General features: G+C 73.3%; 11 protein-coding genes. 4 read left to right on the top strand and 7 right to left on the bottom strand.

The features are described from left to right. Both ACFC0G_RS37315 and ACFC0G_RS37310 read right to left on the bottom strand, forming a co-directional pair. Positions 1-1,371, bottom strand: coding sequence for an NAD(P)/FAD-dependent oxidoreductase (locus ACFC0G_RS37315; protein ID WP_376412842.1), 1,371 nt, complete (start codon positions 1,369-1,371; stop codon positions 1-3). Between the two features lie 290 nt (positions 1,372-1,661). Next, positions 1,662-2,573, bottom strand: a complete 912-nt coding sequence (locus tag ACFC0G_RS37310) for a TIGR01777 family oxidoreductase (RefSeq protein WP_376412839.1) — start codon at positions 2,571-2,573, stop codon at positions 1,662-1,664. Between the two features lie 46 nt (positions 2,574-2,619). Between ACFC0G_RS37310 and ACFC0G_RS37305 the strand changes: the two genes are divergently transcribed. Further along, positions 2,620-3,168, top strand: coding sequence for a GNAT family N-acetyltransferase (locus ACFC0G_RS37305; RefSeq protein ID WP_376412835.1), 549 nt, complete (start codon positions 2,620-2,622; stop codon positions 3,166-3,168). On the opposite strand, the gene ACFC0G_RS37300 is transcribed toward ACFC0G_RS37305, so the two are convergent. Continuing rightward, positions 3,157-3,849, bottom strand: a complete 693-nt coding sequence (locus tag ACFC0G_RS37300; RefSeq protein ID WP_376412832.1) for a TetR/AcrR family transcriptional regulator — start codon at positions 3,847-3,849, stop codon at positions 3,157-3,159. The genes ACFC0G_RS37305 and ACFC0G_RS37300 overlap by 12 nt on opposite strands. Positions 3,850-3,969: 120 nt before the next feature. Between ACFC0G_RS37300 and ACFC0G_RS37295 the strand changes: the two genes are divergently transcribed. Next, entirely contained in the window at positions 3,970-4,764 is a 795-nt protein-coding gene (locus ACFC0G_RS37295; RefSeq protein ID WP_376412828.1) for an SDR family NAD(P)-dependent oxidoreductase, read from the top strand. Then, the gene (locus ACFC0G_RS37290) at positions 4,764-5,597 is read left to right on the top strand and encodes an SDR family NAD(P)-dependent oxidoreductase (RefSeq protein WP_376412825.1); all 834 of its coding nucleotides are present in this window, start codon (positions 4,764-4,766) and stop codon (positions 5,595-5,597) included. Before ACFC0G_RS37295 ends, ACFC0G_RS37290 begins: the two co-directional genes overlap by 1 nt. A gap of 108 nt (positions 5,598-5,705) precedes the next feature. Here ACFC0G_RS37290 and ACFC0G_RS37285 read toward each other — a convergent pair whose 3' ends face one another. Next, positions 5,706-6,227: a DUF4240 domain-containing protein gene (locus tag ACFC0G_RS37285; protein ID WP_376412930.1), complete on the bottom strand. Its 522-nt coding sequence runs from the start codon at positions 6,225-6,227 to the stop codon at positions 5,706-5,708. A 110-nt stretch (positions 6,228-6,337) separates the two neighbouring features. Between ACFC0G_RS37285 and ACFC0G_RS37280 the strand changes: the two genes are divergently transcribed. After that, entirely contained in the window at positions 6,338-7,267 is a 930-nt protein-coding gene (locus ACFC0G_RS37280) for an SDR family oxidoreductase (RefSeq protein WP_376412822.1), read from the top strand. Here ACFC0G_RS37280 and ACFC0G_RS37275 read toward each other — a convergent pair. The 3 genes from ACFC0G_RS37275 to ACFC0G_RS37265 form a co-directional block, all read right to left on the bottom strand. Further along, complete coding sequence (locus tag ACFC0G_RS37275) at positions 7,258-8,226, bottom strand: helix-turn-helix transcriptional regulator (RefSeq protein ID WP_376412819.1); 969 nt, start codon at positions 8,224-8,226, stop codon at positions 7,258-7,260. The genes ACFC0G_RS37280 and ACFC0G_RS37275 overlap by 10 nt on opposite strands. Positions 8,227-8,475: 249 nt before the next feature. Continuing rightward, the gene (gene aceE / locus ACFC0G_RS37270; RefSeq protein ID WP_376412816.1) at positions 8,476-11,181 is read right to left on the bottom strand and encodes a pyruvate dehydrogenase (acetyl-transferring), homodimeric type; all 2,706 of its coding nucleotides are present in this window, start codon (positions 11,179-11,181) and stop codon (positions 8,476-8,478) included. Between the two features lie 308 nt (positions 11,182-11,489). Next, positions 11,490-12,113, bottom strand: a complete 624-nt coding sequence (locus ACFC0G_RS37265) for a GntR family transcriptional regulator (protein WP_150271015.1) — start codon at positions 12,111-12,113, stop codon at positions 11,490-11,492. Positions 12,114-12,258: the final 145 nt, after the last annotated feature.

Here is a 12,258-nt window from a genome sequence, read left to right as displayed (position 1 = left end):
TCACGCGGCCTCCTCCGCCGGCTCTTCGTCCTCCTTCGGGAGCCGGAAGCCGAGGTCGCCGAGGAGCGCGCGGGCCGCACGTGCCCCCGAGGCGAGGGCGCCGTGCGGCGTCCCCGCGTCCCGGTGGTCGCCGCACACGTACAGGCCCGCGAGCAGCCGGACCGGGCGGCGGGCGTCGTGCGGGGGCGGCATCGCCGGCACGGCGTCCGGGGTGTGGTGCAGGGCGAGCAGCTCCCACTCGTCCGTCGACGTCCCGTACAGCGTCGCGAGGTGCTTGCGGACCCGGCGCTCCGTGTCGTCCGGCGGCGCCCCGAGCACCGTCGAGGTGATCAGGACCCGGCCCTCCGGGGCGCGGGCCGGGTCGACCGCGCTCATCACGGCCGTGTGGGCCACCGGCCCGCCCGGGTCGGACTCCAGGAGCAGCGCAGGGTCCGCGGTGGGCGCCGCGGGCGCCGTGTGGTGGAGGACCGTCACCGCGTGGAAGGCGGGCGTCCGCAGGCCCGGCAGCAGCTCGGCCGCGCTCCGCGCCCCCGTCGCGAGCAGCACCGCGCGGCAGCCGACGACCCCGTGCCCGGCGGTCGTGACCCGGGAGACGGACGCCTCCGTCACCCGGACGCCGGTACGGACCGTGCCGGGCGGCAGCGCGACGGCGAGCCGTTCCGGAAGGGCCGCCGCACCGCCCTCCGGTACGGCGAGCCGGCCCCGGGCGAAGGCGCGCAGCGCCAGATCCGCCCGCCGGCTCGACGTACCGAGGTCCGGGTCGCCCAGGAGCGCCGCGAGCAGCGGCCGCAGCACGCCCTGCACGGTCCGGGCGGGCAGCCGGGCGCTCAGGGCCTCGCGCGCGGTCCGCTCGGGGCGGGCGAGCAGCCGCTGGGACGGGGTCGCGGCGAGCCGGACCAGGGACGCGCCGAGCCGTGCCTGGTCGAGCGAGGCCGCCGGACGCCGGGGGGCGCTCGCGAGGGCGCGTGCCATGCTGAACGCTCCCCCCACGCTCCGGTGACCGCCGCCGCGGTGCGCGCCGGCCGCCCGGCGCGGGTGCGGGGCGCCCCACCGCGCGTACCGGCCGTCGCTGTGCACGAGCACGCCAGGGGCGAAGGGGCGCAGCACGAGGCCGTCGAGCCCCGGCACGGCCCGCAGCTCCTCGGGCGACAGGGTGAGCAGGGGCCCCACCCGGTCGAGCAGGAAGCCGTCGACGGCGTCGGTGGCCATCCGGCCGCCGACCCGCGGCTCGGCCTCCAGGACGGTGACGGAGAGCCCGGCCCCGGTCAGCCGGTGGGCGGCGGCGAGTCCCGCGATCCCGGCCCCCACGATGACGACGTCGACGACCTCCGCGACGTCCGTTCGCTGTGCGGTACTTGAGCTGCTGAGCACGTGCCCCTCCCCAGGATCGGCGCGGCTGGTGGGAGGCTCATGCCCCCCACAGTGGGAGGCCTATGCCCCCAACAGGCCCCCGGAATGCCCGAGTTCGCCACGATCCTAGGCAGCGCTCCCACGGAAGTCGGCCCGCGCGCACCGGTGCGCGCGCAGCACGGGGGAGCGCAGGGGGAGGCCGGGGAGGTGGGAGGGCGGAGAGAGGGGCGCGGGCGGGGGTACGGAGGGCGGGGGGCCGAGCGGGTTCGGCAGATGCGGCGGGCTCGGCGGGCTCGGCGAGCTCGGCGGGCTCAGCGGGCGGCGGCGCGGATCGCGTCGTCGATCGTCGGGAAGGCGAAGTCGAAGCCGGACTCCAACAGCCGCCCTGGCAGGACCCGCTGACTGCCCAGCACGTCCTGGGCGAAGTCCCCGAGCACCAGCTTCAGGGCGGGCGCGGGCACCGTGCACAGCGTCGGCCGCCGCAGCACGCGGCCCATCGCGGCCGTCACCTCGCGGTTGGTGACCGGTTCGGGGGCCGTGAGGTTGACCGGGCCCGACAGGGACGGGGTGTCGACCAGGTGGCGCAGGGCGGCCACCTCGTCGTGCAGGGAGATGTGGGACCAGTACTGGCGGCCGTCGCCCATCCGCCCGCCGATTCCGGCGCGGAAGACCGGGAAGAGCCGCCCCCAGGCCCCGCCCTCGCGGGCCACGACCAGGCCGGTGCGGGCGTAGGCGACACGGATGCCGGCCTCCTCGGCGGGGGCCGCCGCGGCCTCCCACTCCACGCACACCGAGGGCAGGAAGCCCGTCCCGGCGGGCGCGCTCTCGTCGACCGCGCGGCTGCCGGTGTCGCCGTACCAGCCGAGCGCCGTGCCGCACACGAGGACCTCCGGCGGCTCGGCGAGCGAGGCGAGCGCCTGGGCGATCGCCGTCGTGCCGAGGACCCGGCTGTCGCGGATCTCCCGCTTGTACGCCTCGGTCCAGCGGCGTTCGCCGACACCGGCGCCCGCGAGGTGCACGACGGCGTCCACCCCGACGAGCCCCGCGGCGTCCACGTACAGCCGTTTCGGGTCCCACTCGACCTCGTCGGCGGTCGCGGCGGGCCGCCGGACGAGGCGGAGGACGTCGTGGCCGTCGGCGCGCAGGGAGCGAACCAGGGCCTTGCCGATGAGTCCGGAGGCGCCGGTGACGGCGATGCGCTTGCGGGTGGCGGAACGCTGCATACGCCCATCCTGCCCTCCCGGTGCCGTGCGTGGCACAGTGGCCGTCATGATCGTGCCGGAGACGCAGATACGTATCGCCGAACCCGGGGACGAGGACGTCCTTGCCGCGCTCGACCGGGCCGCCTGGTCGCCCCTCCACGCGGTGCTGCCCGCCCCCGCGGAGCCGTACGAGCCCTTCTTCGACGCCCGCCACCGGCCCGAGGACTACCTCGTCGCGGAGGTCGCCGGCGCGACGGCCGGCGGAGCGCCCGGAGGGGCGCCCGGCGAAGCGCCCGGCGAGGTCGTGGGCTACATCCGGCTCGTCCTGCCGACCCCGCTCGCCGCCACCGCCCACGTGCGCCAGATCCAGGGCCTCGTGGTCGCCGAGTCCGCCCGGGGCCGGGGCGTGGCGCGGGCCCTGCTGCGGGCGGCCGTGGAGCGGGCCCGCGCGGAGGGCGCCCGCCGGATCACCCTGCGGGTCCTCGGCCACAACGCACCGGCGCGCGCGCTCTACGCCTCCGAGGGCTTCGCGGTCGAGGGCGTCCTGCCGGGCGAGCTGCTGATCGAGGGGGAGTACGTGGACGACGTCCTGATGGGCCGCTCGCTACTGGACTGAGCCGTCCCCTGAGCCGTCCCCCGAGCCGCCCCCCGAGCCGTCCCCGGCACCCGCGTCCCCGAGCAGCCGCATCCCGCCCATCAACTCGCGCAGGCAGCGGACCGCGAGAGCGGCCGGCGAGCCCTCGCCGCGGACCGGCGCGTCCGACTCCGCCCAGCTCTCCAGGGCGATCCGGATGGCGTCCGTGGCCGCCGCCGCCGCGAGCCGGAGCTCCAGCGGGTCGGCCTCAGGGCCCGCGAGCCCGGCCAGGACCTCGCGCAGCTTCTCCTCGGATTCCTGATTGACCCGGTACCAGACGGCCCGCAGGGCGGGGTCCTCGGCGGCCGCCCGCAGGAGCCCGCGCGTCCAGAGCAGCCCCTCGGCCGCCGCCTCGTCCTCCGGGGTCAGGGACGCGGCGATCGAGCGTTCCAGCGCCTCGGGGAGCCCGGCCCCGGGACCGGCCGCCGAGAGCTGCTCGCGCCAGCGGTCGGCGCCGCCCGCGAGGAGCGGGGCCACGGCGTCCTGCTTGGAGCGGAAGTACCGGTAGAAGGTGCGCAGCGCGACCCCGGCCCGCTGGGCGATGTCCTCGGCCGTGGTGCCGTCGGGGCCGCGCTCGGTGAAGAGCTCGGCGGCGGCGCGGGCGATGTCGAGCTGGGTCGCGGCCTTGCGGCGCTCCGTCAGGGAGGGGGGCTTGGTGCTCACCGTACGAAGCGTACGCCCGCGGCTGCCGGAAGTGCATGACGTGCATCTCTGGCAAAACGTGCCACTCGGGCGTACGGTGGCAGCGTTCCACGGAAAGCTTGACATCGAGAGGTTGCCACCATGAACCAGCTGACCCGTTACGAAGGACGCCGCGCCCTCATCACCGGCGGTGGCTCCGGCATCGGCCAGGCCACCGTGCTCCGCGTGCTCGCGGAGGGCGGCCGGGTCGTCGCCGCCGACATCAGCGAGGACGGCCTCAAGGACACCGTCGCCAAGGCCGGCGACGCCGTCGACCGCCTCACCACCGTCGTCGTGAACGTCGCCGACGAGGCCTCCGTACGGGCCGGCGTCGCCGCCGCCGTCGAGGCGCTCGGCGGCCTGGACGTCCTGGTCAACGCGGCCGGCGTGCTGCGCTCCTCGCACACCCACGAGACGAGCCTCGACTCCTTCGAGCAGGTGATCCGGATCAACCTCACCGGCACCTTCCTCATGATCCGCGAGTCGATCCCCGCCCTCCTGGAGGGCAACGGCTCCGCCGTCGTGAACTTCTCCTCCACCTCCGCGATGTTCGCCCACCCCTACATGGCGGCCTACGCGGCCAGCAAGGGCGGCATCCAGTCCATGACCCACGCCCTCGCCGCCGAGTACGCCAAGCAGGGCATCCGCTTCACCGCCGTCCAGCCCGGCTCCATCTCCTCCGGCATGACCGACGGCACCGGCGCCAGCCGCCAGAGCGTCGGCCCCGGCCTCCCCGAGGACGCCGACTTCTCCCTCTTCATGAAGCTCGCCCCCGCCCTCGGCCAGGGCTTCGCCGGCCCCGAGACCGTCGCCGGCGTCGTCGCGATGCTCGCGAGCGAGGACGGCAGGTTCATCACCGGCACCGAGGTCCGCATCGACGGCGGAACGCACTTCTGATGAGCGCCCGGGACGTGTTCGGCGGCCGCACGGCCGTCATCACCGGCGCCTCCTCCGGCATCGGCGCCGGCCTCGCCCGGCACGCCGCAGGACTCGGCATGAAGCTGGTCCTCGCCGACGTCGCCGCCGAGCGGCTCGCCGCCTTCGCGGAGGAACTGCGCGCCACCGGAGCCGAGGTCGAGGCCGTGGTGACCGACGTCGCCGAGCCCGCCTCCGTCGAGGCCCTCGCCGACCACGCGTACACCCGCTTCGGCACGGTGGACCTGCTGGTCAACAACGCCGGGATCATGGCCATGGGCTACTCCTGGGAGATCCCGGCCGAGCGCTGGGACGCCATGCTCCGGATCAACATCGGCGGCTACGTCAATGGCATCCGTGCCTTCGTCCCGCGCATGCTGGAGCGCGGCGAGAAGGCCTGGGTGGTGAACGTGTCGTCCATCGGCGGCATGCTGCCGAGCCCGCTGATGGCCCCGTACAGCGTCACCAAGTTCGGCACGCTCGCCCTCACCGAGTCGCTCCACTACGAGATGCTCATGAAGGGCGCGCCGATCCAGGTGTCCGTCGTGACCCCCGGCTCGGTCAAGAGCGAGATCTTCAAGGCGGCCAGGCCCGGCGAGGGCACCCCGCCCGAGATCGCGGCCTTCAACGAGCACCTGCAGACCCTCGCCGACGAGCACGGGCTCACGCCCGAGGAGCACGCCGAGCGCGTCTTCGAGATGGTCGCCGAGGGGAAGTACTGGGCGATCCCGCAGCCGGAACAGCTCTTCCCGGCGCTCCAGCCGCGCACGGACATGATCCTCGGCCAGGAGAACCCGCAGCTCCAGCAGGGCTGACGGGCGGCAGAGCCGGTACGGACCCGGGGTGGGGGTCCCCCCTGGACGAAGTCCTCGGGGGAGGACGGCCCCTGCCCCCGGGTCCGTACCTCTGCCGTCCCTCACCGTCTACGCGGCCCCGAAGCGCTCCCACAGCCGCGGGAACCGGGCCGCGAGCACGTCGTCGTCCTCCAGGTCGAAGGGCGCGCCCAGCGGCTCCCCGCCCGGCACCGGAATGCCCAGGTCCGGGGTCTCGGCGCCGGTCAGCTGCTCGTACGCCTCGTCCGCCGCGAAGCCGATCTCCTCGCCGTCCCCGTCGATCTCCGTGTCGAAGTCGTCGAGGAGCTCCGCCAGCCCGTCCGGATCGTGCACCGCGCCCTCGTAGACCTCCCGGCCCTGGCCGATGAGCCAGCAGCGGAAGAAGTCGAAGGTGTCGTCGCCCGCCCCGCCGAGGAGCACGGCCGCCGCGCCCCAGAGATCCCAGAGGTACGCGCGGTTGTAGCGGGCCTCGAAATGGCGGGCGTAGTCGAGCACGGAGTCGGGATCCAGCCGGGTCAGCCGCTCCACGAGCAGATCGGCGTGTTCCTCGGGGTCGCCCTCGGCGGCCTCGCGGGTGGTGTCGATGATCTCCCAGAACTCCGTCTCGTCCATCACGGGACCAGCATCCTGTCTCGGCGAGCGCGACGCACCCGGAATGCCCGAAGAATTCCGGAAATGAATCCAGACAGAAGATGTCGCACTTCCCTGCCAGTCTGGATTCCATGACGACGGAGACACACGAGAAGAAGCCGCTGCACGGACGCGTCTGCCTGGTCGCGGGAGCCACCCGGGGCGCCGGACGGGGCATCGCCGTCCAGCTGGGGGCGGCCGGAGCCACGGTGTACGTCACCGGGCGCACCACCCGCGAGAAGGTCAGCGAGGTCGGCCGGGCCACCGAGACCATCGAGGAGACCGCCGAACTGGTGACGGCCGCCGGCGGCGAGGGCATCGCCGTGCCCACCGACCATCTGGAGCAGGACCAGGTCCGGGCGCTCGTCGACCGCATCGACCGCGAACGGGGCCGCCTCGACGTCCTCGTCAACGACGTGTGGGGCGGCGAGCACCTCCTCGTCTTCGGCAAGAAGACCTGGGAGAACGACCTCACCGGCGGCCTCCGGATGCTCGAACTCGGCATCCGGACGCACGTCATCACCTCGTACACGGCACTGCCGCTGCTCATCCGGAACCCCGGCGGACTCGTCGTCGAGCTCACCGACGGCACCACCGAGTACAACGGCACCCGCTTCCGCGAGAACCTCTTCTACGACCTCGCCAAGAACGCCCCGCTCCGGATGGCCTTCGGCCTCGGCAAGGAACTGGAGGAGTACGGCGGCACGGCGGTCGCCCTCACCCCCGGCTGGCTCAGGTCCGAGCAGATGCTCGCCGCCTTCGGCGTCACCGAGGAGAACTGGCGCGACGCCGTCGAGAAGATCCCCGGCTTCGCCGTCGCGGAGTCCCCGGTGTACGTGGGACGGGCCGTCGCCGCTCTCGCCGCCGACCCCGACCGGCGCCGCTGGAACGGCCTGTCGCTGTCGAGCGGTCAGCTCGCGGGGGAGTACGGCTTCACCGACGCGGACGGCTCGCAGCCGGACGCCTGGGGCTTCATGCTCGCGGACGAGAAGGGCGACCCGGACGTGAACGACTACCGGTAGAGGTCCCCAAGGCCTCGGGCCGCCTCCCGGAAGCGGGCGCGGAGGGAGTCCGGGGCCAGGACCTCGGCCTCCGCGCCCAGACCGAGCAGCTGGGAGAAGGCGACCTCCTCGCTCTCGACCCGGAGCCTCACGGTCGTCCGGCCGGTCGCCTCGTCCCGCTCCCCGGCGGCCAGGGCCTCCTCGGCCGCAGCGCGGTCCGTCACGTACGGCAGCCGCCGCGCACCCGCCTCCGAGACGCGCAGCACGACCTCGGCGCGCAGCAGGGAGCGGGCGAACTCCGCCGCCCGCTCCTCCCAGAACGACGGCAGGTCGAAGTCCTCGTCCCGGACGAAGCGCTCCTCGCCCACGGCGACCGCCGTGAACCGGTCCACGCGGTACGTGCGGACGGAGGAGTCCGCCCGTGCGCACACGTACCAGACACCGGCCTTCAGGACGAGGCCGTACGGACACAGCTCCCGCTCCACCTCCTCGCCGTCCCCGCGCAGATAGCGGGCGGAGAGCAGCCGGTCGTCCCAGACCGCCTCCGCGACCGGGGCGAGCAGCTCCGGGGTCTCCGGCTCCTGGTACCAGCCGGGCGCGTCCAGATGGAAGCGCCGGCCCACCGCGTCGGGGGCGTCCCGCAGCGAGGGCAGCAGCGCCGCCGACACCTTCAGCCGGGCCGCCGAGGCCGCGTCGGCGAGCCCCAGGTCGCGCAGCGCGCCCGGCAGCCCGGACAGGAACAAGGCCTCGGCCTCGCCGCGTGCGAGCCCCGTGAGCCGCGTCCGGTAGCCGCCGACCAGCCGGTAGCCGCCGGCCCGCCCCCGGTCCGCGTAGACGGGAACCCCCGCCTCGGAGAGGGCGAGCGCGTCACGGGTGATGGTCCGCTCCGACACGTCCAGCTCGGCGGCGAGCTCGGCCCCCGTCATCGACGGACGGGACTGGAGCAGCAGGACCAACTTGATGAGGCGGGCGGCACGCATGAAGCCCATTCTCGGGGCTCGGTTTCGCCTCCGGGGCGCTCCAGCCGGACTCACGACCCCGACCGTGCTCGCCTCCTTCGTTCCTCAGGAGGCGCCGCGCGCTCGGGGTCGTTCCCCCGGCCGCGCCCCTTCGGCTCACTCGCCAGGCCCCAGGGCTGGACGGCCCAGGCCCCGGCCAGGCCCCGGACGCTCCGAGGGGCCGTGCCTGTACGAGAAGTACGGGCACGGCCCCTCGGGACGTGAGGGCCCTTACAGGCCGTAGCGCTCGCGCGCTTCCTTCACGGCCGTCGCCTGGACCTCGCCGCGCCGCGCCAGCTGCGCGAGCGCCGCGACGACGATCGACTGGGCGTCGACGCCGAAGTGGCGGCGGGCCGCCGCGCGGGTGTCCGACAGGCCGAAGCCGTCGGCGCCCAGCGAGGACCAGTCCTGCTCGACCCACTGCGCGATCTGGTCCGGGACCTGGCGCATGTAGTCGGAGACCGCGAGGACCGGGGACGTGATGCCGTCCAGGGCCTGGCGGATGTACGGCACCTGCTCCTCGCCGCGCAGCAGCGCCGCGTCGGCCTCCAGGGCGTCGCGCCGCAGCTCCGTCCAGGAGGTCGCGGACCACACGTCGGCGGCCACGCCCCACTCGGCGGCCAGCGTCTTCTGCGCCTCGAGGGCCCAGTGGATCGCCGTGCCGGAGGAGAGGAGCTGGATGCGCGAGGCGTTCGCGGGCAGGTCGAGACCGGCCGACTCCGCGGTGTTGAAGCGGTAGAGGCCCTTGACGATGCCCTCGTCGATGCCGGACGGCTTGGCCGGCTGCGGCATCGGCTCGTTGTAGACCGTCAGGTAGTAGAAGACGTTCTGGTCCTCGCCCTCGGCGGCCTCGCCGTACATGCGGCGCAGACCCTCCTTGACGATGGCGGCGACCTCGTAGGCGAACGCCGGGTCGTACGTCAGCGCCGCCGGGTTGGTGGCCGCGATCACCGGCGAGTGGCCGTCGGCGTGCTGGAGGCCCTCACCGGTCAGGGTCGTACGGCCCGCGGTCGCGCCGACGAGGAAGCCGCGGCCGAGCTGGTCGCCGAGCTGCCACATCTGGTCGGCGGTCCGCTGCCAGCCGAACATCGAGTAGAAGATGTAGAACGGGATCATCGCTTCGCCGTGCGTGGAGTACGCGGTGGACGCGGCGATGAAGTCGGCCATCGAGCCGGCCTCGGTGATCCCCTCGTTGAGGATCTGGCCGTTCTTGGCCTCCTTGTAGTACATCAGCTGGTCGCGGTCGACCGGCTCGTACGTCTGGCCCTTCGGCGAGTAGATGCCGAGCGACGGGAACAGCGACTCCATACCGAAGGTACGGGCCTCGTCCGGGACGATCGGGACCCAGCGCTTGCCGGTCTCCTTGTCGCGGATCAGGTCCTTGATGAGTCGCACGAACGCCATCGTCGTCGCCATCGACTGCGAGCCGGAGCCCTTGTCGAAGGCCGCGAACGCCTTGTCGGCCGGGGCCGGCAGCGGGGCGAGCGGGTGGGTGCGGCGGGTCGGGGCCGGGCCGCCGAGGGCCGCGCGGCGCTCCTGGAGGTAGCGGACCTCGGGGGAGTCGGCGCCGGGGTGGCCGTAGGGCACCTGGCCGTCGACGAACTGCGCGTCCGAGATCGGGAGCTCAAGAAGGTCACGCATGTTCTTGAACTCGTCGGTCGTCAGCTTCTTCATCTGGTGGTTCGCGTTCTTCGACGCGAAGCCCTCACCGAGGGTGAAGCCCTTGACGGTCTGCGCGAGGATGACCGTCGGCGCGCCCTTGAACTCCAGGGCGGCCTTGTACGCGGCGAACACCTTGCGCGGCTCGTGGCCACCGCGGGAGAGGTGGAAACACTCCAGGATCTTGTCGTCGCTCAGCAGCTGCGCCATCGCGACGAGCGCCGGGTCCTTGCCGAAGAAGTCCTGGCGGATGTAGGCGGCGTCGCGGGTCTGGTACGTCTGGACCTGCGCGTCCGGCACCTCGCGGAGGCGGCGGACGAGGGCGCCGGTGGTGTCGAGCGCGAACAGCTCGTCCCAGGCGTTGCCCCACAGCGACTTCACGACGTTCCAGCCGGCGCCGCGGAACTGGGCCTCCAGCTCCTGCACGATCTTGAAGTTGGCGCGGACCGGGCCGTCGAGGCGCTGCAGGTTGCAGTTGATGACGAAGGTCAGGTTGTCCAGACCCTCGCGGGCGGCGAGCGCGAGGGCTGCCGTCGACTCGGGCTCGTCCATCTCGCCGTCACCGAGGAAGGCCCACACGTGGGAGGCCGAGACGTCCTTGATGGAACGGTTCGTCAGGTAGCGGTTGAAGCGCGCCTGGTAGATCGCGGAGAGCGGGCCGAGACCCATGGAGACGGTGGGGAACTCCCACAGCCAGGGCAGCCGGCGCGGGTGCGGGTAGGAGGGCAGGCCGTTGCCGCCGGACTCCTGCCGGAAGTTGTCGAGCTGGGCCTCGTCGAGGCGCCCGTCGAGGAACGCGCGGGCGTAGATGCCGGGGGAGGCGTGGCCCTGGATGTAGAGCTGGTCGCCGGAACCGTCGGCTTCCTTGCCCTGGAAGAAGTGGTTGAAGCCGGTCTCGTAGAGCCAGGCCGCCGAGGCGAAGGTGGCGATGTGGCCGCCGACGCCGTACTTGGAACCACGGGTGACCATCGCGGCCGCGTTCCAGCGGTTCCAGGCGGTGATCTTCCGCTCCATCTCCTCGTCGCCGCCGAACTCGCCGATCGACGGCTCCGCGGAGGTGGGGATGGTGTTGACGTAGTCCGTCTCCAGGAGCTTGGGCAGGGCCAGGCCCGCGCCCTCGGCGTGCTGGAGCGTACGACGCATCAGGTAGGCGGCCCGGTGAGGGCCGGCGGCCTTGGTGACGGCGTCCAGGGAGGCCGCCCATTCGGCGGTCTCCTCGGTGTCACGGTCCGGGAGCTGGTCGAGCTCGCTCGGAATCTTGCCTACGGGATCGGTCATGATCGCCGCCTTCCGGACAGGTGGGGTAGAGATGGGGGCCATGTCTGGCAGGACAGGGCGAAGGGCCGGGTGAGGCCCGCGGAAGACTGTAAGCCAGCGATCGATGATCGATCAAAGGGTTGAAGGGGAAAACCTCTTCAGATCGAGAAAGTCGGCACAGGGTGCCAGGCGCGAGGGCACCGGGTGCCTCGAATTTGCCTTGTTTTCGCCTTGTTCTCGCAGGTGGGAGCGGCTGTCTGAGGGCGTGCTCGCACGAATGAGCGGGCCCACCCGGGGGTGGACCCGCTCACTGTGCGTGACGTCAGGGGTCAGGCTCGGGGTGCGCAGCCCAGCACGTGGGCCTTCACGAGCGCACCGATGTTCGGGTCGCCCCGGCGGAAGGCCTCCACGAGCTCCTGGTGCTCCTCCGCGTACGACTTCTGGACCGTGCCCAGCCAGCGGATCGACAGGGCCGTGAAGACCTCGATGCCGAGCGTCTCCCAGGTGTGCAGCAGGACGCCGTTCCCCGCGGCCTTCACCAGCTCCCGGTGGAAGGCCACCGTGTGCCGCACCTGCGCCGTGCCGTCGGCGGTCGCGTCCGCCTCGTAGAGGGCCGCCACGTGCGGCTCCAGGGCCGAGCAGTCCGCCGCGAGCCGCCCGGCCGCCAGCTCGGCCGCGATCTGCTCCAGACCGGCCCGTACGGGGTAGCTCTCCTCCAGGTCGGCCGCGGTGAGATTGCGGACCCGGACGCCCTTGTTGGGCGCCGACTCGATCAGGCGCAGTGACTCCAGCTCGCGCAGGGCCTCGCGGACCGGGGTCTGACTGACCTCCAGCTCGGTCGCGATCCGGCGCTCCACGATGCGCTCGCCCGGCTTCCAGCGGCCGCTGACGATCCCCTCCACGATGTGCTCGCGGATCTGTTCGCGCAGCGAGTGGACGACGGGGACGGTCATGAAGGCTCCTCGGGGAGTGTTGACCCTTAGACAATACGGCGGCGCCCCCCCCCCGGAACAAATACCGCCGGGGGCGCCCCCCGGGTAGGCCGGTTAAGTTGGGGACCGCGGGCCCGGCCCCCCCCGGCGCCGCCGAGGCCCACAC

Origin of the sequence: Streptomyces sp. NPDC056169 (assembly GCF_042268445.1) — a bacterium.
In the GTDB taxonomy this organism is placed as follows: domain Bacteria; phylum Actinomycetota; class Actinomycetes; order Streptomycetales; family Streptomycetaceae; genus Streptomyces.
This window is presented reverse-complemented; position numbering and strand designations above follow the sequence as displayed.

What these genes read in the sequence shown, in the direction of transcription:
- ACFC0G_RS37305 (WP_376412835.1), top strand. Translation starts at nt 2,620, where the DNA reads ATGATCGTGCCGGAGACGCAGATACGTATCGCCGAACCCGGGGACGAG.
- ACFC0G_RS37265 (WP_150271015.1), bottom strand. Translation starts at nt 12,113, where the DNA reads ATGACCGTCCCCGTCGTCCACTCGCTGCGCGAACAGATCCGCGAGCAC.
- ACFC0G_RS37310 (WP_376412839.1), bottom strand. Translation starts at nt 2,573, where the DNA reads ATGCAGCGTTCCGCCACCCGCAAGCGCATCGCCGTCACCGGCGCCTCC.
- ACFC0G_RS37290 (WP_376412825.1), top strand. Translation starts at nt 4,764, where the DNA reads ATGAGCGCCCGGGACGTGTTCGGCGGCCGCACGGCCGTCATCACCGGC.
- ACFC0G_RS37280 (WP_376412822.1), top strand. Translation starts at nt 6,338, where the DNA reads ATGACGACGGAGACACACGAGAAGAAGCCGCTGCACGGACGCGTCTGC.
- ACFC0G_RS37275 (WP_376412819.1), bottom strand. Translation starts at nt 8,226, where the DNA reads ATGCGTGCCGCCCGCCTCATCAAGTTGGTCCTGCTGCTCCAGTCCCGT.
- ACFC0G_RS37295 (WP_376412828.1), top strand. Translation starts at nt 3,970, where the DNA reads ATGAACCAGCTGACCCGTTACGAAGGACGCCGCGCCCTCATCACCGGC.
- aceE (WP_376412816.1), bottom strand. Translation starts at nt 11,181, where the DNA reads ATGACCGATCCCGTAGGCAAGATTCCGAGCGAGCTCGACCAGCTCCCG.
- ACFC0G_RS37285 (WP_376412930.1), bottom strand. Translation starts at nt 6,227, where the DNA reads ATGGACGAGACGGAGTTCTGGGAGATCATCGACACCACCCGCGAGGCC.